Below are 22,073 nucleotides of genomic sequence, written 5' to 3'. Positions count from 1 at the left end.
ATAATATGAAAGTATTAAAATGGATTTTGATCGTATTGGCGGCATTAGCCTTACTTTTTTATTTCGTGGCAATGCCATATCTAAAAGAACAAACAAAGAAGAACAGTCCTCAAAAGACCATTGTTTATACTGAAAATGGTATGGACCTTACACTAAAATACAGCAGTCCTTTTAAAAAGGGAAGGGTAATTTTTGGTGAACTGGTTCCTTACGATGCCGTATGGCGAACCGGTGCCAATGAACCTACTACTTTTACCACTAATTCTAAAATTTATATCATCGATAAAGAACTTCCAGCTGGCACCTATTCAATTTGGACAATCCCGGGTAAAGATAGTTGGCAGGTAATCTTTAATAAGAATATTCCTGAATGGGGGGTTACACTTATGAGCGGTGGTAAAGAAACAACAAGGATTCCTGCTGAAGATGTCGTTAATGTCCAGGTACCAGTTATTAATTTGGTGGAAACAGTTGAAAGTTTGACTATGGATTTTGAAGACACAGGTCAATTATACTTCAGTATCGATTGGGATAAAACCAAGGTCCGGGTACCTATTAACAAAGAACATTGAGTACGGAACCAAATAAAGATATAAAAGGAGTCCTCCTGGTAAAAAAGCACCGCAAAAAGAAGCTCTCCGTTGAGGATCTTACCCAAGGAGTCCTTAATGGCGACAAAGCCATTTTGGCAAGGGCTATCACTACAGTGGAAAGCACCAGAAATGAAGACCTCAAGAAAGCATATGCCTTAATTGAGAATTGCCTCTCAAAGGAATCCAAAAGCATTAGAATTGGCATAACCGGAGTCCCTGGTGTTGGTAAGAGTACCTTTATTGAAGTCTTTGGCAAAACCCTTACAAGTCGTGGCAAGAAAGTTGCCGTATTGGCGGTAGATCCAACAAGTACCCTCAGTAAAGGTAGTATCCTTGGTGATAAAACACGCATGCAGGAGCTGGTTAAAGATCCTAACGCCTTCATAAGGCCGTCACCTTCGGGTGAATCCCTGGGAGGAGTGGCCCGTAAAACCCGAGAATCTGTAATCCTATGCGAAGCTGCCGGTTTTGATATTGTCTTAGTAGAAACTGTTGGGGTTGGGCAAAGTGAAACTGCCGTGCACAGTATGGTTGATTTCTTTTTGCTCTTAAAGTTAGCCGGTGCCGGAGACGAACTTCAGGGAATAAAAAGAGGGATTATGGAGATGGCCGATGCTATTGTTATCAATAAGGCAGATGGAGATAATTTAAAAAAGGCACAAAGGGCAAAAGTGGAATTTGAAAGGGCCTTGCAGCTCTATCCTCCTAAAGAAAATGGATGGGCCCCTCAGGTCAGCACTTGTTCAGCAATTGAAAAAACAGGGATTATTGAAATTTGGGATATAATTGTGCAATTTTTGGACACTACAAAAGACTATGGGTATTTTGAAAGTAACAGGCAAAATCAGAATAAATACTGGCTCATGCAGACCATAGATGAACTTTTAAAGCAGCAATTCTACCAGGCTTCTGCAGTTAAAAAGAATCTGGAATCTATGTTAGAGAAGGTTGCTGAAGATAAAATCTCTCCTTTTCGGGCTGCCGAAGTACTTATGGCATCCTATAAGAAAGAACTTAAATAAAAAGCATAAATTTGTCCGAACATTTATCCACCACAATGAACCCGGTTACCGCCTCCCTTTTATCTATAGTTATTCCGCTCTACAATGAAGAAGAAAACGTAGTACTTCTTACATCTAAAATTAACGAGAGTCTGCAGGGTTATATCTATCAGATTATATATGTGGATGATTTTTCTACAGACCTTACCCGCAAAAAGGTAAAAGAGATGAAAGATCCCAGAGTTCATCTTATCTCACTAAAAAAGAACTACGGCCAAAGTTTGGCATTGGCAGCAGGTATAGATTATGCTGAAGGGGAATACATCATAACCATGGACGGTGACCTGCAGAATGATCCTCAGGATATTCCTAAAATGTTGGAGTATGCTGTGAGCGGCGAATATGATGTTGTTACAGGAATCCGGCAAAAAAGAAAGGATTCTTTGGTTAAGAAAATCCCTTCCAAGATCGCTAATTTCATGGTTAGACGTGTAACCAAGTTAGATATCAAGGACAACGGATGTGCTCTAAAAGTATTTACAAGAGATATTGCAAAGGATTTGAACCTTTATGGTGAAATGCATCGCTTCATTACTTTGTTGGCACATTTGGAAGGTGCTCAGATAAAACAGGTTCCCGTGAAACATCATGCAAGGAATGCCGGAGTTTCCAAATATGGACTGGAACGTGTTTTTAAAGTGGTGGCTGATATGATGTTACTTCTTTTTATAAGGAAATATTTCCAACGACCCATTCATTTATTTGGTATTCTGGGAGTACTACTAATCATATTGGGAATCTTTATTAACATCTATCTGCTCATCGTAAAACTGGTTTATGGGCAAGACATTGGTAGCCGGCCTCTGCTCATTTTCGGAATGATGTTCATTTTGGCCGGAATTCAGCTATTTACCATAGGAATAGTTATGGAATTGCTTATTCGAACATATTACGAATCGCAAAACAAAAGACCCTACAGAATTAAAAGTATATCTATAGGTGGCCAATAATCGTAAAAAAGGGATTACCCTCCTTAAAATCCTTTTTAGCTTTGTTTTGCTGTATTTTGTGTTTACAAAAATCCAATTCAGAGAGGTTTGGGAGATACTTAAGAGTAGTCATTTAGGGTACCTGTTTATAGCACTTTTGTTTTTCATCCTATCTAAAGCATTTTCAGCCTTTCGTCTAAACCTATTTATACATCAAATTAAAATATTTCTTACTCAGTTAAGCAATATGAAACTTTACCTCCTGGGCATGTTCTATAATCTGTTCCTGCCTGGTGGGATTGGGGGAGACGCTTATAAGGGGTATGTATTAAAAAAGAAGTATGATGTAAAGACAAAGAGTGTGGTTTCTATTCTTGTTTTAGACCGGCTTAATGGACTTTTGCTAATCTTTGTTATCGCTTGTGTACTCGCTGTGTTCTTAAGCGAAGACCAATTACATCCTTATAAATTCCTTTTTGGCATAGCTATTATCCTCAGTATTCTTGTTTTTTGGCTTTTTAATAAAAGGTTTTTTTCATTCGTTTATCCTGTTTTCTGGAAATCCCTGGGTTTTTCGGCTTTGGTACAACTTGCGCAATTAATTAGTGTTCTATTTATTTTAAAAGCCTTAGATATAGAGGGGAATACTATTGCTTACTTATTTATATTCCTGATATCTTCTATTGTTTCTGTATTACCACTTACCATCGGCGGAATAGGTAGCAGGGAGGTTGTTTTCTACTATGGAGCGCTTTGGCTAGGATTAGAAGAGAATACTTCTGTAAGTATTAGCATGTTATTTTTTATTATAACCGCCATAGTTTCACTTTCAGGAATTTATTACCATTTTAAAAAACCAGAATTAAAATTGGAATTGACCTAATGTCTTTACTCGAGCAGGTGAATTAAATGCATATTGTTTATCACTTGCTTCCTCGTAGCAGGATTTAAGAATTTTGCCTGCAAACGCGTTATCCTAAATTGGTCAGCAGTATATTGTTTATCCCATTCCAAACCGGATTCTTTTAGCTTTATAAGATCTTCATCTGTACCATATACCCATACAGCTCCCAGATCGGGTAAATTTGACGCCTCAGTAATTTTAACAGGGTGTTGGTTGTAAAAATCCAGGGCCCATGAAGACCTTAAGGTAATTTTGTAAATCTGCTCTACAGGTATGTCATTTTCCGCCACTATACCAGATATAGTAGAACCTGCCTGATACTTTAATAAAGATGGATAAAAATGTAAATTCAATACAGCATTTAGTAGAAGTGAACTATATAGAGAGATAGTTATTAGTCGAAGACTGTATTCCTGCTTCATCAAACATAAATATCCTATTAGTACAAGAGCCGATAATAATAACACATAGGCATACCAGTTTGAAATTTTAAAAACAAAAAAACAAATCAGGATTGAGGTAATACACACTAAACTCAGAATGAAAGTTTGCAGACCAAGAAATACTTTCATCTTTTTTTCTTTTGCAGAATTGATTAAATCTTGCATAAAGGAAGCCGAAAGTACCGCAAACAATGGTATCATTATATTTAAATAGTGTGGTAATTTAAATTGTGCAAAACTTATTATTAGAAAAATTAAAGTAATACCTCCAATTGTAAGAAACTCCAGGCCCGAATCCCTCTTGAATTTAGTTTTATAAAGTGCCTTGACCCGTGTCCAGTAGGCCACAAGACCAAATATTGTCCATGGAAGAAATACCCATAAAAAAGTGTGGAAAAAGAAAAAATAATCACTGCTATTCTTTCCTACACCCTCTCCGCTTAATCGTTCAAAACTTTGCTCCCAGAGAATAAAGAGTATACCACTCCTGTGATCTTTTCCTCGGATAATTTTCTCCGGATGCAGATCAAATTGCAGGTAATAGGAGTAAAGTATAGGTGAAATAGTTAATCCAAAAACTGCCAATGCAACTAATACCTTCCAACTGAATAGCAATTTCCATTTATTGTTATAACCTAAATGACAAAGTATTGGAAGACCTATAACTAAAAGTGCAATCTGCCCTTTAGTTGAAAAAGCAATTCCGGCACCAAAGGCACCCAGAAGTAAATGCTTCAGGGAATTTTTTTCTATATAGGTTGCCAGTTGCCAAATGGCAAAAGCGGTAAAGCCTGTAAGAACGGCATCAGTCCGTACGTCAATATTAGACAGCATAATGGTTTGCGCCGTCATAAAAATAAGTGAGGCTATTTTGCCTACCTCCCTATTATATAGGAGCCTACCTAAACCAAAACAACTATAGGCTCCTAACAAAGTGGCCAGAATACCGGGAATCCGGTAGGCCCAGTCGTAAAGACCAAAAATTTTAAAGGAAAGGGCTGCCAGCCAATAGTGCATATGAGGTTTATCAAGGTATTCCTCCGGACCCTTGAACAAATTTATAAAGTCGTTTTCCTGTACCATTCGCATTGCCATTACAGCAAACTGAGCGGAATCATATTCAAAAAGTGTTACAAACATTCCCGCCAGATAAGCCAGGATAATCAGTAAGAGAAAAAACCAGTACTTCGTATTTGAGATCATATACGATATTTGTGAATTGCAAAGATATATAACTTCGCAAATAGCCACCCAAAGAGCGCTCCTACGGTCATTCCTGTTATAATATCCAATGGAAAATGAACTCCAATGTATATTCTGCTATAGGAAACCAAAGCGGCCCAAACAATTAAAAAGATGCCAACATATTTATAGCTAGAGCTAAAAAGAATAGCAAAGAATACTGCCAGCGCAGAAGTATTGGCAGCATGTGCTGAAAAATAGCTGAATCTTCCACCGCAATAACTTTTGACAAGCCGCATTACTTCGCTAATTTCAGGATCATAACAGGGACGTAAGCGTTGAACACCATATTTAAAAAAATTGGATAACTGATCCGTAACTGTAATCAATAAAACCACGCTGACTACCAGAAAAATCATCTTTTTAGCCCCATATTGCTTAAATGAAAGTATTAGCAAAAACAAATACAAGGGAATCGCACTCCACTTATTGGTAAGAAACATCCAAAAACCATCCCATTCTGAACTTCCTAAGTTGTTCAGAAAAATGAACACTTCCTTGTCGAGCCGTACTAATTCTTCCAACATATTAATCTTCGTATCTGCTTATTTCCCTATCATAAAATGTGGTAGCAGCTTCAATTAAACTTTCTGCTTCGGAAGACAATTCTTTTTCATCTTCAGCCGTGAAATCTTCTAGCCATTCCACCTCATCATTTTCGAGGTTTAATATAAATCTCGGATATTCGGCATGTATAATAAAGATAGCGGTTGGGTAATCGGTATTATCACCAAGTAAAAATTTAGGAAATTGCATAATTCAATTCGATTTTTATTTATCGGGTAATGAAATTTATCAATGAACTGTATAAGAACAGATATATGAAAAATTCTTAAGAACTTATGAGTTGCTTGGTCAATTTGTTAAATCGAATATACAACATAATTGCAGATGCTGTTAAGCCCGACAACAATCCTATCCATATTCCTATACTTTTTAATTCTGTATGCAAACCCAGGTAATAACATATAGGAAAGCTTATCAACCAATAAGCAATAAAAGTAATAAAGGTTGGAACTTTTACGTCCTGTATTCCCCGTAAAGCACCAAGTATAACAACCTGAAGACCATCTGAAATCTGAAAAAATGCTGCGACCAGAAGTAATTTTGATGCAAGTAAAATTACTTCCATATTATCCATCTGGTTAGCCGGGTCGTTCACATCCAGGTAAATAGTTGGTAACCAATGTCGTCCCAGAAGGAAAAATATTGCAAAGACAACTTCCAATATAAATGTCAGGAGAAAAATAGACTGAGTAATTCGTCTTAATTCCGTGAAATTCTTAAGACCTTTCTGATTTCCTACACGTATCATTGCTGCAACGCCAAGCCCCATTCCAAACATGAATGTCATACTACTAAGATTTAAAGCTATCTGGTTTGCGGCCTGGGGATTTTTACCCAAGACCCCACTCAGCCATATGGCTGCCGTGAATATCGCCACCTCAAAAAACATTTGCAAAGCAGATGGAAATCCAAGATGAATGATTTTTCGCATTACTCTTTTTTCTATCTTCTTGAAATTAAATCCGGTAACATAGTCATGAAATTTTTTCTTTTTTTCTAATAAATACCAAAGCATTATGAGCATAATTATTCGTGCAGCAAGAGTCCCTATGGCAGCACCAATAATTCCAAGTTTGGGAAAACCAAATGCTCCAAAAATCAACAAATAATTAAGTATGATATTGACCACATTGGCCACGATAGTGGCATACATAGGATATTTGGTTTGAGACAAACCTTCCGAAAATTGTTTATAAGCCTGAAACATAACCAGAGGGACCAATGAAAAGGCTACCAGATCCAAATAAGGTATGGACAGCGCTACCACCTCAGGGGGTTGGTCCATTAAAAACATCAAAGGTTTTCCTAATTGAATTAGTCCGAAAAGTACTAATCCAAGTACAGTACAAAGTACTAACCCATGTTTTAATGCGCTTTTGGCACCAGCTTTGTTTCCCGCACCATCAGCCTCAGCAACCAATGGTGTAATTGCCGTAGAAAACCCTATCCCCAATGACATTGCTACAAAGACAAAACTATTTCCCAAAGAAACCGCTGCCAATTCTGCGGTTCCCAATTGCCCAACCATAATATTATCCGCAAAGGCAACAAAAGTATGCCCAAGCATTCCTAGTATAACAGGTACGGCTAGTCTAATATTATATCTGAATTCTCTGGTATACTGTTGCAACAAAACTGGCTGTTTTTTGAAGCAGCAAAGATAGGATTTAGGATTGGTTTAATTAGATAATTGTAGAATCTCTGATCATGCCGTTTACAGAGTAAATGACTGAAAATCATGATAGGTGGGCATTTTTATGATGTTGCCCTCAGCAAAGCTTATATTTTCTTAGCCTCCTCCCAATAGACATCCATTTCGGCAAGTGACATATCCTTAAGTGTCCTATTGTGTTCTTTAGCTTTCCCTTCCAAATATTGAAAGCGTTTAATAAATTTCTTATTAGTTCTTTCCAAGGCATTTTCTGGGTTAATATCCAAAAATCTGGCATAATTCACTAAAGAGAAAAGCACATCTCCAAATTCAGCTTCCAATTTATACTTATTCCCGGCATTCACTTCCTCCTGCAGTTCTGACAATTCTTCTTTAACCTTTTCAAACACTTGCTCTGGTCGTTCCCAATCAAATCCAACACCAGCAACTTTTTCCTGAATTCTATTTGCTTTGACCAATGCGGGAAGACTATTTGGAACCCCTTCAAGAACACTTTTTTTACCTTCTTTTAGTTTAATATTTTCCCAATTCCTTTTTACATCTTCTTCATTTGAAACAGAAACGTCACCATAGATATGTGGGTGCCGGTTAATTAGTTTATCACAAATAGAATTAGCGACGTCTGCAATGTCAAAACTATTAGTTTCAGATCCTATTCTTGCATAAAAAACAATATGTAACAAAAGATCTCCGAGCTCATTTTTTATTTCCTTAAGGTCATTTTCCAGGATTGCATCACCCAATTCGTAGGTCTCTTCAATGGTAAGGTGCCTTAATGTTTGCAGTGTCTGTTTTTTATCCCATGGACATTGCTCCCGGAGCTCATCCATAATAGTAAGTAAACGATCAAAGGCCTTAAGTTGTAATTCTCTTTTATTCATAGAACGAGCATTTGGGTAAAAATACAAATACCATTGATAAAGGTGTATGGAAAATTTAGACTAATTTAGAAGAATTCAACTACCTTAAACAAAACAAGAAAACCATGCAATCCAGAAGAGATTTTTTACTGCAATCCGTGGCTATTACGGCCGGCTCAATGCTTCTACCTTCCTTTACTTATGCACCGCTTAAAACACAACATTTTGGAGTTCAATTGTATTCATTTCGCAATGACATGGCTAAGGATGCAATTGGTACATTAAAACAAATTGCTTCTCTTGGTTTCAAAGAGATTGAAACAGCCAGAAGTCAGAAAGGCCACTACTACGGTCTTAGTCCCACGGAGATGAAATCTGTCTGTAATGACCTGAATATGAACCTAAAGAGCGGACATGTGCATTTAGATGATAAGTGGCAGCAAACCATGGAAGAAGCAGTAGAATCCGGGCAGGAGTATCTTATCTGCTCATCAATGCCCAGTAAAGGACAAAATGTAGACAATTATAAGAAGGTGGCTGAAGAATTTAATAAGGCAGGTGAGGCCTGTAAAAAATTGAATCTTAAATTTGGTTATCACAATCATGAATATGAATTTGAAACCGAAAGTAACCAAGTTCTTTATGATGTTCTCCTCTCAAATACCGAAGCAGATCTGGTTCATATGGAATTAGATCTCGGTTGGGTAATTGTGGCTGGCAAGGACCCCTTGGACTATTTTAAGAAATATCCGGGAAGATTTCCCTTATGGCACCTTAAAGATATGGACATGAATAAAAAAGAAAGCACAGAATTTGGCAAAGGTGGCCTCGATATTCCCGCAATGATGACTCATAAAAAAGCTTCAGGCGTAAAGCATATCTTCATAGAGCAGGAAGAATATTCTATCAACCCGCTAGAAAGCATGAAACATAACATGGCATATTTAAATAAACTTTCATAGAACTTTATTCACCTGGCAAATTAATTAAGCATGTCTGTATTATCAGATCCCTATTTACTTTCCCCAGATAAAATAAAACAACCTCCTTCGACTTTAAAAGAGCGTTTGAAATTTTTGGGACCCAGCTTTATACTTTCAGCTTCCATTGTTGGCTCAGGAGAATTAATAGCGACAACCACTTTAGGTGCAGAAGCCGGGTTCATTACATTTTGGGTCATTATTATTAGCTGTATTGTTAAAGTTGCTGTCCAATTAGAATTTGGAAAACATACAATCCTGACTGGGGAAACAGCTATGGAGGCATTTAATAAGCTTCCGGGTCCTGTTTATGGCAAAGCCAGGTGGACAGTCTGGACGGTATTAGCTGTAATGATCATAAAACTTTTGCAAGTTGGAGGCATTGTAGGGGGCGTAGCTATAATATTAAACATAGCCATCCCGGGAATTGGTGTTCCGGTCTTTTGCTTTGGAATTGCAATAATCGTTGCCTTGATGATTTACAGGGGGTATTATTCTTTTATTGAAAAATTTTCTCTAAGCATGATAGGGTTCTTTACAATTTTCACATTTGCTTCGCTCTATTTTCTCAAGTTTACGCCCTATGAGATATCTTTTGAAAGCATTTGGAGCGGCCTTCAATTTAATTTGCCAAAAGAAGCCGTAGCGGTTGCCATAGGAGCTTTTGGGATAACAGGGGTTGGTGGAGATGAGATAATTCATTACAACTATTGGTGCCTTGAAAAAGGCTACGCGGCTTTTACAGGCAAGAATGATAATTCTGAAGAATGGAAGTTAAGGGCCCAGGGCTGGCTAAAAGTTATGAAATTGGATGCGATTATTGCCATGTGCATATATACTTCTGTTACAGCCGCTTTCTATTTACTTGGCGCAGCTGTTCTTCATGCTCAGGGTTTTGTGCCTGAAGGTTATGCAATGATAGAGACTCTGTCTGCTATGTATACCGAATCTTTAGGGCCTCATGCAAAATCAGCGTTTCTTATTGGAGCGTTTATCACCTTATTCTCCACCCTATTCGCTGCTTTGGCGGCATGGACCAGACAGATTACCGATATATTTGGGCAAATAGGATGGATAAGTTTCTCTAACTTTAAACAAAGAAAAAGTACGATCGCAATCCTTGCATGGGTAATACCTTTATTATGGGCCTTACTTTTTATATTTATTAAGTTACCTGTTTTAATGGTCTTAACTGGCGGTATTGTTGGGTCTTTCCTGCTTTTTCTAGTAGTTTATGCAGTGATCCATTTTAGATATTTAAGAGCACAACCTCTATTTAAACCGGGGTTTTTATATGATCTTACACTGTGGATTAGCATTTTGAGTATTCTTGGTGTAGGTATTTTGGGTATTTTTAAATTATTTAGCTGAAATGCACGAGAAAAATAAAAAGAAGTATATAATGAAATTAAAATCGATTTCACTTGCCTTTACCGCACTTATTGCACTCATGGGTTGTAAGCAGTCTGAATCCTATGATCTGCTTATTAGAAATGGTATAATAGTGGATGGATCAGGAGGACAGTCATTTAAAGGAGACATTGCAATTAACTCGGATACCATAGTTGCCATTGGCAATTTAAAAAATGTTGCTGGTTTGAGGGAAATAGATGCAACCGGGCTCACCGTTGCTCCCGGGTTTATAAATATGCTAAGCTGGGCCAACGTTTCCCTGATTGAAGATGGAAGATCGCAAGGGGATATCAGACAAGGGGTAACCCTTGAAGTTATGGGTGAAGGGCATTCCATGGGTCCATTAAACGAGGCTATGAAACTGGAAATGAAAGAATCACAACAAAATATCAATTATGATATTAATTGGAGTACCCTTGGAGAATACTTGGAATATCTCGAAAATAAAGGTATATCTACCAATATTGCTTCTTTTGTTGGGAACGGAACCTTAAGGGAATATGTCATGAATTACGAAACCAGATCCCCAAACATGGAGGAACTGGAAAAAATGAAGGAGCTCACAAAACAAGCTATGGAGGAAGGGGCAGTAGGTCTGTCTACTTCTTTGATTTACGTGCCAAGCGGACATGCGAAAACGGAAGAAATTATTGAATTAGCGAAAGTTGCGGCAGACTATGGTGGCATGTATGTTTCCCATATCAGGGATGAAGAAGAAAATCTTTTAGATGCTGTTCAGGAACTAATTACTATTTCTGAGGAAGCAGGTATACGCTCTGAAATATATCACTTTAAAGCCTCCGGTACCGCAAACTGGCATTTACTGGACAGCGCAATACAGTTAGTGGATAACGCGCGTAAACAAGGACTGCCAATAACCACCGATATGTACATGTACAATGCCAGTTCTACTGGTCTCAATATTTTATTGCCATCCTGGGCCAAAGAAGGTGGGCATAACAAAACAATGGAACTGATATCGCAATCAGCAAAAAGAAAGCGAATGATTCAGGAAATAAAATTTCATGTACCACCGGAAAAGATCCTATTAGTTGGTTTCAGAAATAAACAAATGAGGCACCTCATAGGCAAAACCCTGGCTGAAATAGCTAAGGATAGAAATATTACCGCCGGCGAGGCTGTGGTTGACTTAATTAAGGAAGACGATAGCAGAATACAGGTGGTTTACTTTTCAATGTCTGAAGAAAATATTAAAAAAAAATTGGCGCTTCCTTATATGGCTATCTGTTCTGATGCAGGATCATATACAAATGAAGGCGTATTTTTGGAACAAAGTACACATCCAAGGGCGTATGGATCCTTTGCGCGATTATTAGGTCATTTTGTTCGTGATGAAAAAGTAATTCCATTGGAGGAAGCTATTTATAAACTTACATCTCTCCCGGCAACTAATTTAGCACTTAAGAAACGGGGTGCATTAAAAGAGGGATATTATGCAGATGTGGTGGTTTTTGATGCCAATTCAATTAAAGACAACGCTACTTTTGCCAAACCACATCAATATGCGACTGGTATGAAACATGTCTTTGTAAATGGAACCCAGGTACTTAAAGATGAAGAACATACAGGTGCTTTTCCAGGCAAGGTCATTCGCGGACCCGGATGGACTGGAAATTAACTCTAATTATCCTGTTAAAAACAAGTGGATGAAACATTTAAACACAATCCTTATTTTACTAATTTCTCTGGGATGTAAATCCCAAAAACAAGAACTCGTGGCTGATCAGGCGAATCTTACTCTGATTGCCGCAGATTACAAATTTACCGAAGGCCCGGCAGCAGATAAAAATGGCGATGTGTACTTCACCGATCAGCCTAATAACAGAATTATAAAATGGACTGCGTCAGATAATTCGGTTTCTGTTTATATGGAAAATGCCGGTAGAGCAAATGGCCTCTATTTTAATCACGATGGCAGTCTTTTGGCTTGCGCCGATGAAAAATTTGAACTTTGGCAAATAAATAAAGAAAAAAAAAGGACCGTATTGGTCGACGAATTTGAAGGGAAAAAACTCAATGGGCCTAATGACCTTTGGGTAGATGCAAAGGGAGGCATTTATTTTACTGACCCCTATTATCAACGGCCATATTGGGAACGCAAAGAAAAAGAAATTGAAAAAGAACGTGTTTACTATTTGACACCAGACATGAAAGAGCTGCGAATTGTAGCCGATGACTTGGTACAACCCAATGGAATAATAGGAGCTCCGGATGGTAAAATGATTTATATCGCAGACATTGGCGATAAAAAAACATATAGCTTTACCATATTAGAAAATGGTGACCTCAGCAATAAAACACTATTTACGGAACTGGGTTCAGACGGGATGACAATAGACAATCAGGGTAATGTTTATTTGACCGGAAATGGGGTAACAGTTTTTAATAAAAAAGGAGAAGAAATACTTCAAATACCGGTGCCCCAAAAATGGACGGCGAATGTTACTTTTGGAGGGCCTGATCAGAATATCCTATTTGTTACTGCCATGAATTCCGTATATACCCTGGAAATGAATGTACATGGTGTGCGTTAAGAGTTTATCTTTATAACCCTTATTATACTCAGCAAAGAAAAAACAGTCCATTGATCTGTATAGAAAGATAAAAAAAGGATTCCGTGAAAAAATTTCTAATTCTGCAATTACGGCCCGAAAATGAAGCTTCCGATAGTGAATTTGAAGCTATTTTGCGGTTTGGAGGATTGTCGCATGAAGAAGTCCATCGTATTAGGGTTGAACAAGGTAACGTAGAAGATATTAATTTAGATAACTACGCTGCAATAATTGCCGGCGGCAGCCCATTTGATGTGAGTATCCCGGAAGAAAAAAAAAGTGTCGTTCAAAAAAGTGTTGAAGAATTTTTTAATAAACTTTTTGATAAGGTGATTCCTCAGGATTTTCCATTTCTTGGAGCTTGTTCAGGAAATGGACTTTTAGGCAGCTATTGCGGGGCAACTATTTCTGGAACCTATGCAGAAACCCTGGGAAGTGTTGATGTCTGGGTTACAGACGAAGGGGCTAAAGATCACCTTTTAAAAGGCCTTCCAAAGAATTTTTCCGCTATGGTAGGGCATAAAGAAGCCTGTGACACTGTTCCTCCCGGAGCCGTTCTTCTGGTTTCTTCAGATGCTTGTCCGGTTCAGATGTTTCGGTTAAAAAATAATATATATGCAACCCAGTTTCATCCGGAAGCCGATGTAGATGAATTTATTCTGCGTGTCAAAGTTTATAAATATGCGGGGTATTTCCCCCCCGAAGAAGCTGAAAATCTAATCGAGGCTATTCGTAAATCAGATACTCCAATACCTAAAAAAATACTGACTCGTTTTATTGACAGATACAGAACAGAAAAATAATAGTATTCCTCACATCATATTTAACTTCTTTTTACTAATTTATGCCTATACTTTTATTGAAAAATTATGGCCGGCTATTCGTTAAACATTAACAACAAAACATACAATGTTGATATAAAGGAGGAGACTACCTTACTCTGGGTATTACGTGAGCATCTTGGACTCACAGGAACAAAATATGGGTGTGGTATAGCCTTATGCGGATCGTGCACTGTACATGTGGACGGCAAACCTATGAGATCATGCACTTTGCCTATTAGTGGTCTGAAAAAGAATCAAAAAATTACTACGATAGAAGGTTTGTCTCTAAATGGTGGTCATGAGATTCAGAAAGCCTGGATAGAAGCTCAAGCCCCACAATGCGGATATTGTCAATCCGGACAGATCATGCAGGCTGCGACCCTGCTAGCCAAAAACCCCAGTCCAACAAGGGAAGAGATAAAAACATATATGAATGGAAATCTATGCCGGTGTGGCACTTATTTGCGCATTGTAAAAGCCATAGAAATAGCAGCAGAAAAAACCTTGCAAAAAACTTAAAAAGACTAATGAATTAAAATCTTAGTGGAACCAATGAATAAGGCAGTAAGCAGAAGAGAATTTCTTAAAACCTCTGGTGGGGTTGCTTTATTTATAGGTGTTTCCGGCATTCTGCCTCAGATGATTTCTTGCGGAAATAAAAAGGAAGTGCAGGGAATTATACAAAAGCACCCACTCACTGCATGGGTACAATTAGCCGATGATGGCAGGATTATTATTTACAATCCCGCAGCAGAAATGGGTCAGGGATCTATGACCTCATTACCTGCCATATTTGCAGAAGAAATGGATGCAGATTGGTCTAAGGTCTCAGTAGAATTCTCGCCGCAGGAGTCTGATATTTACGGATCGGATAAATGGAGTCCAAATAGAAAGGTAATGTTAACAGCAGGCAGCATGATTACTTATGGTTATTATTCTATTATGAGACAAGCCGGAGCTCAGGCCCGTTATATTTTAATGCATAGTGCAGCAAAACATTGGAAAGTCCCTCTAAAAGAACTTAGCACGGCTAATGGTGAGGTATTTGACAATCAGGCTAGCAAGAGAATTAGTTATGAAGACTTGATTCCTTACCTGATTATGCCCGATAGCTTACCGGAATTCTCGGAATCAGATTTTAAGGATCGTAAAAACTATCGATTTATAGGAATAGATCAGCCCAGATTGGATATTCCCGAAAAAGTAAAGGGAACAGCTCAATTTGCAATAGACATTCAATTACCTCAAATGCTCTATGGCGTGTTGGAGCGTGGAAAAGTACATGGTGCAAGCCCGAAACTAAATAATGAATCAGAAATTCTAGCACTTGATGGAGTAGTAAAACTTGTCCGTTTTGATTATGCGATAGGAATTATTGCAGAAACCTTGGATCAGGCTCTGGCTGCCAAAAAATTGCTAAATATAAGTTGGAGTGAAACTCTTTCAAGCGGTTTCAATTCTCAGGAATGCTATAAGAAATATGAACAAATAGTTTCAGATAAAGCATCCGGAAAAGTGATTATAGATGAAGGGAATATTAATAGCGCCATTAAATCAGCTGATAAAAATTTTATGGCCGATTTTAAAAATGATTATGTCTATCACGCACAAATGGAACCCCTAAATGCTGTTGTACAGGTTGGGGTAGATGAGAAATCAGCAGAGGTTTGGGTTGGAAGTCAGCAGGGTTTCGATTCTAAACTTGGCATTCCAAAGTACCTCGGGATTCCGGCAGAAAATGTAAAAATAAATCTGCAGTATTTGGGAGGAGGATTCGGAAGAAGGAGTATGACCGATTTTGTGCTGGAAGGAACAGGTTTGGCCAGGGAGGTTGCTCCCAGACCTGTCAAATTAATTTGGACTCGTGAAGACGATGTCAGCTATGGTGCATACAGACCGTTGACTTTACAACGATTAAGTGCGGCTGCGGATGCTCAGGGGAATATTACAGGTTTTTCACATTGTGTTGTTGGGGATGGGGGTAATTTGGTTGCCGGTGGTATTCGAATAGATTATTACGATATTCCCAATATATATGCCGAATGGCGGGAAGTTTCTGAAGGAATTAGGCTAAAACACTGGCGCTCAGTAGGCCATGGACCAAACAAATTTGCAATAGAATGTATGGTCGATGAAATAGCTACCTATTTCGAGAAAGATCCGGCCGATTTAAGAAGAAAGTTGCTGGCTAAGTCACCAAGGGCATTGGCAACGCTAGAGAAAGCAATAGCAATATCTGATTGGAATTCTGCAATTGATGCTACCCGTGCAAAAGGTATCGCTTTTTTGGAGCGCAGTGGAACACTTAGTACAGGTGTTTGTGAAATTTCTGTTGATAGAACAACAGGTAAAATTACTGTACATCATTTTTGGAGTGCCAATGATGCGGGTATCGTAATACAACCAGACAATGTTAAAGCACAGATGGAAGGTGGTATAATAATGGGTATTAGCAGTGTGCTTAAAGAACAATTGACTATTGTAAATGGACAGGTACAACAATCTAACTTCAATGACTACCAAATATTACGAATGGAAGATATTCCTGAGAGCATAGAAACCGCAATAATTGAATCTCGAGAACCACCCCGTGGCGTAGGCGAATCCGGGACGCCATTAGTTGCTTGTGCTATTGCCAACGCATTCCTCAAATTAACCGGTAAACCCCTCAGGCATTTACCATTTACTCCTGAAAGGGTATTGAACGTTTTAAATACCTGATCTATTAGGTTGGAAGTAGGTTTAAAATAGAACTTAAATCGTCATTTTTATTACCTTTAGCTTACACTTAAAAAATCAATAAAAGGGTTTTTTTTAAGCTAATAATATTAGTGTTTCCAATTAATTATTAAAAATAATTTCTGCAGACATAAACCAAAATGAAAAGAAGAAAATTTCTGTTAGTATCGATTTTTGCTTTATTTCTAAGCCTAATTTCAGTTTGGTATTTTAAGTTTAAATCCGCTACAACTAAAGTACTTAGCTATCCTATAGATCTTTCAGAAATCTGCGATCGTAAGACTTTAATTCAGATCGGAAATACTTATATGAAATTAACCAATGAGAATGATAAAAGATATTTGAAAGAACTTATGGTTCAAGATGCAGGAATGATTGACAATGACCTAAAAATAAGTTTAAAATCTAAAGTGGTGGAAGATTTTAATACGGGAAACACGATTCTTGTTGATGGATGGCTGCTTTCAAGAACAGAAGCCAGGCAATGTGCTTTTTTATCAATGTCTGAAGCAAATTAGAATTTATGCATATAGATGCCAGAGAACTTGATAACAACACCATAATTGAAGGAGATCTCTGCATTGTTGGTGCTGGTGCGGCTGGCATTAGTATGGCTCTGGACTGGAATAAAAGTGGTAAAAAAGTAATCCTTCTGGAAGGTGGAGGTTTTGAATACAACAGTGAAATTCAGGATCTGTATTCCGGAAACTCAACGGGACAGAGGTATTATCCTTTGCGCTCATGCAGGCTGCACTTATTTGGAGGGACAACAGGTCATTGGGGAGGTATGTGCGCGCCTTTTGATCCTATAGATTTTAAAATAAGAAGTTGGGTGCCGGATAGCGGCTGGCCCATAGCTCTAGACGATCTTGTGCCCTTTTACGGTAAAGCGCAAAAGTTATTTGAATTAGATTCTTATAATTACGACCTGCAATATTGGCAGGAAAAGTACCCTGGACTCACTCCTTTTCCACTGGACAAAGATGTTATCTGGTCAAAGATGTGGCAATTTAGCCCCCCTACCCGTTTTGGTAAGACCTATAAGGAAACCATTGTTAAATCTGCTAATATACATCTTTACACTTATGCCAATCTCACGAATATTATCGCAAATGATCAAGTTAGCGGCATAAAGCAATTGATAGTAAAAAATCATAATGGAAAAACCCATAAGGTAAGAGCTAAAAATTTTGTCTTAGCATGTGGTGCCATACAAAATGCAAGGATGCTACTGGCATCACGAGGACAGGCCAAAAAAGGCATAGGCAATGACAAAGATCTTGTTGGGCGTTATTTTATGGAACATCTGGAAATTAAGTCTGCCGAATTATGGCTCAAAAAACCATTTTCAACCGAGCTATACACTTTTGATTACAGCACTCGTAAACCAAGGGCAGAATTAGCTCTTTCCAAAGGTATTCAAGAGGAAGCTGGTATTCTAAACGGTTCTGCCTCCCTAACACCACTGGCAATAGCAAAAAAGCAAACACCTCTCATTGATGTCTGGAGCAATGAAGATCCAAGGAAATCCTTCGATAAATTAGTCGCAAATTTCAGAGAATCCAGAGAGAAAAACTATGCCCGGAAGGATGATGGGAATAGGGCTTTTGAATTATTCACGCGCATGGAACAGGCCCCGAACCGCAATTCCAGAATAATGCTCTCTCGTGAAAAGGATGCATTGGGTGTGCCAAGACCCCAACTGCATTGGGAATTAACCGAGCTGGACAAATACAGTATCAGAAAAATGTACCACATCCTTGGTGAACAAATGGGTAAGGCAAGCGTTGGAAGAATAAAATTAGAGGAATTTCTCTGGGATAAAAACGACCATTCAATGCCAGAACAGTTAGGTGGAGGTTGGCATCATATGGGCACTACTCGAATGAGTGAAGATCGCAAAAAAGGGGTGGTAGATGCAAATTGTAAAGTACATGGTATTTCTAACCTCTTTATTGCTGGTTCTGGTTGTTTTAGTACTGCAGGCGCTCCAAATCCAACCCTTACATTGGTTGCCCTGTCTTTAAGATTGTCAGATTATTTAAAAACAAGCTAAGAATTCGTATAAGAATTTACTATTGGCTTATCAATATCGTAAATTAGTTTAAAAAGGTAAAGCCATGCCAACGGGCAGAAAATTTATCGCTGAAAATCCGGGTAAATCGGCCAGATATGCCTTGTCTGTTCTCGCCCCATTTATCTCAGCTTATTTGATATTCTTTGTAGAATTAGACCCGGATAACCCGGCTATTACTAATACATTAGCGGTAGCAATCTTAATGGCGCTTTGGTGGGTAACCGAGCTAATTCCCCTCGCCATCACCTCTCTCCTGCCTATTGTGCTTTTTCCTGCACTTGGAATCATGAATGGCCGGGAAGTTTCAGCTACTTATTTTAATCACGTCATATTTTTATTTATTGGAGGTTTTTTAGTTGCCTTAGCTATCCAAAAATGGGGGTTACACAAGCGAATTGCATTAAAAATTCTTCGAATTATCGGTAGTAGTCCGGGCAGAATTTTATTGGGGTTTATGTTTGCCACTGCTTTCCTCTCTATGTGGATATCTAATACGGCTACAGCAATGCTAATGGTCCCAATACTTTTATCAATAATTACCAAGTTGGAGGAGATAAATGGTAAAACCTTGGTAAAGCACTTTGCTGTAGGCCTTTTACTTTGCATTGCCTACAGCGCTTCTATAGGAGGAATTGCTACTCTTGTAGGTACACCACCGAACCTTTCGTTCGCTCGAATCTTTTATATTTACTTTCCTAATGCCCCAGAGATTTCCTTTGCAACCTGGTTTTTTTATGCCTTTCCAATATCCCTGGTTTTATTCTTCGTCTTATTCGGGTACTTATACCTAATTTTTGTTAAGAGAAAAAAGAATTGGAAAAGTTTGAGTAAGAATGAAATTCTTAAGGATTATGTAAAACTGGGAAAGAAAAACTTTGAAGAAAAAGTATTGATAATTGCTTTTGCCTCCCTTGCATTGCTCTGGTTTTTCAGGGCGGATATAATGATAGGTGAATTCAAGATACCCGGATGGTCAAACTTATTTGATTATCCACAGTTTTTTAATGACGGCACAGTGGCCATCTTTGTTTCGGTTGTCCTTTTTATGATTCCATCTAAAACGCAACCTGGTACTTTCCTTATGGATTGGAAAGCCGCAGAAGAGATTCCTTGGGAAATAATATTACTATTTGGCGGCGGTTTTGCCCTGGCGAGCGGGTTTAAAGAATCTGGTTTGTCCCTGTGGTTTGGACATCAATTGGAATGGTTAGGAGGCATGCATCCTCTGATTCTAATTATTTGCATAAGTTTCCTTGTAACTTTTTTGACCGAAATTACTTCTAATACAGCAACTGTAGAAACCTTATTACCCATTCTTGCCGGCCTGGCCGTGAGCATAGAAACCAACCCCCTACTCTTTATGCTTCCGGCTACAATTGCAGGTTCCCTTGCGTTTATGTTACCAGTAGCTACGCCTCCCAATGCTATAGTTTTTGGCAGTAAACGTATTACTGTCATTCAGATGGCTAAAACCGGCTTTTTCCTAAATATTATTGGGATTATCCTGGTATCTGTGATAACTTATTATTTCGGTACCTTTATTTTTGATATTGTAGAAGGCGTTTTCCCAGAATGGGCAAAGATCGACTAACATAAATTTCCTAACTTAATAACTATCCAAATGAAAAACACTATCCTTTTTCTAACTTTTTATCTCATAATTAGCTCATTGGCTTTTAGTCAAAACGGTAAAGTTTTGGACGAACTTACTTTGGACAGTAAAATATTGAAGAGTCAGCGGAAATTTGCAATTTACTTACCTCCGGATTATGATTCCTCGCAACGAAGCTATCCAGTACTCTATTTACTACACGGAGGAGGTGATGACCAAACCGGTTGGGTACAATTTGGAGAAGTTTTACATATTACAGACAAGGCTATTCGCGAAGGTAAGGCTACCCCAATGATCATTGTAATGCCCGATGCAAATACTGGAAAGAGAGGATATTTTAACAGAGGGGACTGGCGCTATGAAGATTTCTTTTTTGAAGAATTTATGCCTTATGTGGAAGCTAATTATCGTATTAAAGGGGAAAAGCGATTTCGTGCTGTGGCAGGCCTTTCTATGGGGGGCGGTGGTTCTTTTATGTACGCTTTACATCATCCGGAGTTATTCTCTTCGGCCTGCCCTTTAAGTGCTTCCGTTGGTCCACTTACAATTGATAAATTAAAAGAACGCTTAAAAGAAAGAGGAGAAACCTATTCTGAAGAAGAAATTAAAACTTATTTCAAACATCATAATGCTATTTCTTTGGTTGAGTCTATGCCGGCTAAAGACATTAAGTCGGTTAGGTGGTTTATTGATTGTGGAGATGATGATTTTTTATATGAAGGAAATAGTCTTGTTCATATTGCAATGAAGAAAAAAGATATTCCTCATGAATACAGAGTCCGGGATGGCAGGCATAGCTGGACCTATTGGAGAGCATCACTACCAGTGGTATTAGAATTTGTATCTGATGCATTTCATCAATATTAATCAGGAAGAATATGAAATTAAAAAATACTCTTATGGCCTTATTTTTTATTACCGTTATGAATGCACAGGAAAAGTACCCTCAGGACCTGCCTTATTATCAGATTCCGGACTATCCGGATAGTTATACGGCAGGAACTGTAGTTGCCCGAATGATAGATGGTTTGGGATTTAGGTATTATTGGGCAACTGAAGGATTACGGCCTGAAGACCTGGCCTATAAGCCTTCGGAAAGCAATAGAACTATTGATGAAACCTTAGATCACCTTTATAGCTTATCACGCGTCGTGTACAACTCCGCAGTAAAGGAAATAAATGATAGAACACAACCCAGGGAAGAAGCACTTTCTTTCCAGGAAAAAAGAAAGCGCACTTTATTAAATTTTAAAAAAGCCAGTGAAATTTTTATTACTGTTAAAGATCTAAATGAACATCTGGTGATCTTTAAATCCAAATCAGGCACATTTGAAAACCCTTTCTGGAATCAGATAAACGGGCCTATTGAGGATGCTATTTGGCATAGCGGGCAGATAGTGGCTTTGCGCAGGGCATCGGGTAACCCAATAGATCCGAAAGTTAATGTTTTTAGAGGCAATAGAAGGTCAGAGTAAAAATAAAGTATTAGGGGGTAATGGATTTCTTAAGGATTTCACTAATTTGCTGAAAGGATTTGCACCTTAATGGGACTATTTATTCATGAGGAAACAGGACATTATCTGA

Annotated in this window: 21 protein-coding genes; 16 read left to right on the top strand and 5 right to left on the bottom strand. The window is 38.2% G+C overall.

Features of this window, described 5'->3' with window-relative positions:
- Positions 1-5 precede the first annotated feature (5 nt).
- Genes ABJH90_RS00805 through ABJH90_RS00790 form a run of 4 tightly spaced genes read left to right on the top strand, consistent with a single transcriptional unit; the run spans position 6 to position 3,466 of the window.
- Complete coding sequence (locus tag ABJH90_RS00805) at positions 6-572, top strand: DUF2911 domain-containing protein (protein WP_348139691.1); 567 nt, start codon at positions 6-8, stop codon at positions 570-572.
- Positions 569-1,615, top strand: a complete 1,047-nt coding sequence (gene meaB, locus ABJH90_RS00800) for a methylmalonyl Co-A mutase-associated GTPase MeaB (RefSeq protein WP_348139689.1) — start codon at positions 569-571, stop codon at positions 1,613-1,615. Before ABJH90_RS00805 ends, meaB begins: the two co-directional genes overlap by 4 nt.
- A 35-nt stretch (positions 1,616-1,650) precedes the next feature.
- Positions 1,651-2,604: a glycosyltransferase family 2 protein gene (locus ABJH90_RS00795; RefSeq protein WP_348139719.1), complete on the top strand. Its 954-nt coding sequence runs from the start codon at positions 1,651-1,653 to the stop codon at positions 2,602-2,604.
- A complete protein-coding gene (locus tag ABJH90_RS00790; protein ID WP_348139687.1) occupies positions 2,594-3,466 on the top strand; it encodes a lysylphosphatidylglycerol synthase transmembrane domain-containing protein in 873 nt (290 codons plus the stop codon). Before ABJH90_RS00795 ends, ABJH90_RS00790 begins: the two co-directional genes overlap by 11 nt.
- A gap of 5 nt (positions 3,467-3,471) precedes the next feature.
- Here the strand turns inward: ABJH90_RS00790 and ABJH90_RS00785 are convergent, their stop codons facing one another.
- The 5 genes from ABJH90_RS00785 to mazG form a co-directional block, all read right to left on the bottom strand.
- The gene (locus tag ABJH90_RS00785; protein ID WP_348139685.1) at positions 3,472-5,133 is read right to left on the bottom strand and encodes a glycosyltransferase family 39 protein; all 1,662 of its coding nucleotides are present in this window, start codon (positions 5,131-5,133) and stop codon (positions 3,472-3,474) included.
- Positions 5,130-5,699 carry a phosphatase PAP2 family protein gene (locus ABJH90_RS00780; RefSeq protein WP_348139683.1) on the bottom strand — a complete coding sequence of 190 codons (570 nt, stop codon included), beginning with the start codon at positions 5,697-5,699 and terminating at the stop codon, positions 5,130-5,132. Before ABJH90_RS00780 ends, ABJH90_RS00785 begins: the two co-directional genes overlap by 4 nt.
- 1 nt (position 5,700) lies before the next feature.
- On the bottom strand, positions 5,701-5,928 hold the full coding sequence (locus ABJH90_RS00775; protein ID WP_348139681.1) for a hypothetical protein: 228 nt from the start codon (positions 5,926-5,928) through the stop codon (positions 5,701-5,703).
- Between the two features lie 76 nt (positions 5,929-6,004).
- Positions 6,005-7,372: an MATE family efflux transporter gene (locus tag ABJH90_RS00770; RefSeq protein ID WP_348139679.1), complete on the bottom strand. Its 1,368-nt coding sequence runs from the start codon at positions 7,370-7,372 to the stop codon at positions 6,005-6,007.
- A gap of 146 nt (positions 7,373-7,518) precedes the next feature.
- Entirely contained in the window at positions 7,519-8,292 is a 774-nt protein-coding gene (mazG, locus tag ABJH90_RS00765; protein WP_348139677.1) for a nucleoside triphosphate pyrophosphohydrolase, read from the bottom strand.
- A gap of 104 nt (positions 8,293-8,396) precedes the next feature.
- On the opposite strand from mazG, the gene ABJH90_RS00760 reads away from it, so the two are divergent.
- From ABJH90_RS00760 to ABJH90_RS00705, 12 genes are all read left to right on the top strand, one after another.
- The gene (locus ABJH90_RS00760; RefSeq protein WP_348139675.1) at positions 8,397-9,233 is read left to right on the top strand and encodes a sugar phosphate isomerase/epimerase; all 837 of its coding nucleotides are present in this window, start codon (positions 8,397-8,399) and stop codon (positions 9,231-9,233) included.
- 30 nt (positions 9,234-9,263) lie between these two features.
- Positions 9,264-10,622, top strand: a complete 1,359-nt coding sequence (locus ABJH90_RS00755) for an Nramp family divalent metal transporter (RefSeq protein ID WP_348139673.1) — start codon at positions 9,264-9,266, stop codon at positions 10,620-10,622.
- A 31-nt stretch (positions 10,623-10,653) separates the two neighbouring features.
- Positions 10,654-12,303: a D-aminoacylase gene (locus tag ABJH90_RS00750; RefSeq protein ID WP_348139671.1), complete on the top strand. Its 1,650-nt coding sequence runs from the start codon at positions 10,654-10,656 to the stop codon at positions 12,301-12,303.
- Positions 12,239-13,219 (top strand): SMP-30/gluconolactonase/LRE family protein, encoded by a 981-nt coding sequence (locus tag ABJH90_RS00745; protein ID WP_348139669.1) that lies wholly within the window; start codon positions 12,239-12,241, stop codon positions 13,217-13,219. Before ABJH90_RS00750 ends, ABJH90_RS00745 begins: the two co-directional genes overlap by 65 nt.
- A gap of 83 nt (positions 13,220-13,302) precedes the next feature.
- Positions 13,303-14,040 (top strand): glutamine amidotransferase, encoded by a 738-nt coding sequence (locus ABJH90_RS00740; RefSeq protein ID WP_348139667.1) that lies wholly within the window; start codon positions 13,303-13,305, stop codon positions 14,038-14,040.
- Between the two features lie 66 nt (positions 14,041-14,106).
- The gene (locus ABJH90_RS00735; protein ID WP_348139665.1) at positions 14,107-14,580 is read left to right on the top strand and encodes a (2Fe-2S)-binding protein; all 474 of its coding nucleotides are present in this window, start codon (positions 14,107-14,109) and stop codon (positions 14,578-14,580) included.
- A gap of 33 nt (positions 14,581-14,613) precedes the next feature.
- Complete coding sequence (locus ABJH90_RS00730) at positions 14,614-16,782, top strand: molybdopterin cofactor-binding domain-containing protein (RefSeq protein ID WP_348139663.1); 2,169 nt, start codon at positions 14,614-14,616, stop codon at positions 16,780-16,782.
- Between the two features lie 158 nt (positions 16,783-16,940).
- Positions 16,941-17,318: a hypothetical protein gene (locus ABJH90_RS00725; RefSeq protein WP_348139661.1), complete on the top strand. Its 378-nt coding sequence runs from the start codon at positions 16,941-16,943 to the stop codon at positions 17,316-17,318.
- A 5-nt stretch (positions 17,319-17,323) separates the two neighbouring features.
- Positions 17,324-18,856, top strand: coding sequence for a GMC family oxidoreductase (locus tag ABJH90_RS00720; RefSeq protein WP_348139659.1), 1,533 nt, complete (start codon positions 17,324-17,326; stop codon positions 18,854-18,856).
- Positions 18,857-18,920: 64 nt separating this feature from the next.
- Positions 18,921-20,468, top strand: a complete 1,548-nt coding sequence (locus ABJH90_RS00715) for an SLC13 family permease (RefSeq protein WP_348139657.1) — start codon at positions 18,921-18,923, stop codon at positions 20,466-20,468.
- Between the two features lie 30 nt (positions 20,469-20,498).
- Entirely contained in the window at positions 20,499-21,356 is an 858-nt protein-coding gene (locus ABJH90_RS00710) for an alpha/beta hydrolase-fold protein (protein ID WP_348139655.1), read from the top strand.
- A gap of 11 nt (positions 21,357-21,367) precedes the next feature.
- Positions 21,368-21,964 carry a hypothetical protein gene (locus ABJH90_RS00705; protein WP_348139653.1) on the top strand — a complete coding sequence of 199 codons (597 nt, stop codon included), beginning with the start codon at positions 21,368-21,370 and terminating at the stop codon, positions 21,962-21,964.
- The last annotated feature ends 109 nt before the right edge of the window (positions 21,965-22,073 follow it).

The sequence above is a fragment of the Eudoraea sp. genome, from assembly GCF_039969275.1.
GTDB lineage: Bacteria > Bacteroidota > Bacteroidia > Flavobacteriales > Flavobacteriaceae > Eudoraea.
The sequence above is the reverse complement of the archived record's forward strand: the minus strand, read 5'-3'. Positions and strand labels throughout refer to the sequence as shown.

Excerpts from the sequence above, each read along its gene's own strand:
- ABJH90_RS00805 (WP_348139691.1), top strand. The coding sequence starts at position 6 with ATGAAAGTATTAAAATGGATTTTGATCGTATTGGCGGCATTAGCCTTA.
- ABJH90_RS00795 (WP_348139719.1), top strand. The coding sequence starts at position 1,651 with ATGAACCCGGTTACCGCCTCCCTTTTATCTATAGTTATTCCGCTCTAC.
- ABJH90_RS00785 (WP_348139685.1), bottom strand. The coding sequence starts at position 5,133 with ATGATCTCAAATACGAAGTACTGGTTTTTTCTCTTACTGATTATCCTG.
- ABJH90_RS00780 (WP_348139683.1), bottom strand. The coding sequence starts at position 5,699 with ATGTTGGAAGAATTAGTACGGCTCGACAAGGAAGTGTTCATTTTTCTG.
- ABJH90_RS00775 (WP_348139681.1), bottom strand. The coding sequence starts at position 5,928 with ATGCAATTTCCTAAATTTTTACTTGGTGATAATACCGATTACCCAACC.
- mazG (WP_348139677.1), bottom strand. The coding sequence starts at position 8,292 with ATGAATAAAAGAGAATTACAACTTAAGGCCTTTGATCGTTTACTTACT.
- ABJH90_RS00760 (WP_348139675.1), top strand. The coding sequence starts at position 8,397 with ATGCAATCCAGAAGAGATTTTTTACTGCAATCCGTGGCTATTACGGCC.
- ABJH90_RS00755 (WP_348139673.1), top strand. The coding sequence starts at position 9,264 with ATGTCTGTATTATCAGATCCCTATTTACTTTCCCCAGATAAAATAAAA.
- ABJH90_RS00750 (WP_348139671.1), top strand. The coding sequence starts at position 10,654 with ATGAAATTAAAATCGATTTCACTTGCCTTTACCGCACTTATTGCACTC.
- ABJH90_RS00745 (WP_348139669.1), top strand. The coding sequence starts at position 12,239 with ATGAAGAACATACAGGTGCTTTTCCAGGCAAGGTCATTCGCGGACCCG.
- ABJH90_RS00735 (WP_348139665.1), top strand. The coding sequence starts at position 14,107 with ATGGCCGGCTATTCGTTAAACATTAACAACAAAACATACAATGTTGAT.
- ABJH90_RS00730 (WP_348139663.1), top strand. The coding sequence starts at position 14,614 with ATGAATAAGGCAGTAAGCAGAAGAGAATTTCTTAAAACCTCTGGTGGG.
- ABJH90_RS00725 (WP_348139661.1), top strand. The coding sequence starts at position 16,941 with ATGAAAAGAAGAAAATTTCTGTTAGTATCGATTTTTGCTTTATTTCTA.
- ABJH90_RS00720 (WP_348139659.1), top strand. The coding sequence starts at position 17,324 with ATGCATATAGATGCCAGAGAACTTGATAACAACACCATAATTGAAGGA.
- ABJH90_RS00715 (WP_348139657.1), top strand. The coding sequence starts at position 18,921 with ATGCCAACGGGCAGAAAATTTATCGCTGAAAATCCGGGTAAATCGGCC.
- ABJH90_RS00710 (WP_348139655.1), top strand. The coding sequence starts at position 20,499 with ATGAAAAACACTATCCTTTTTCTAACTTTTTATCTCATAATTAGCTCA.
- ABJH90_RS00705 (WP_348139653.1), top strand. The coding sequence starts at position 21,368 with ATGAAATTAAAAAATACTCTTATGGCCTTATTTTTTATTACCGTTATG.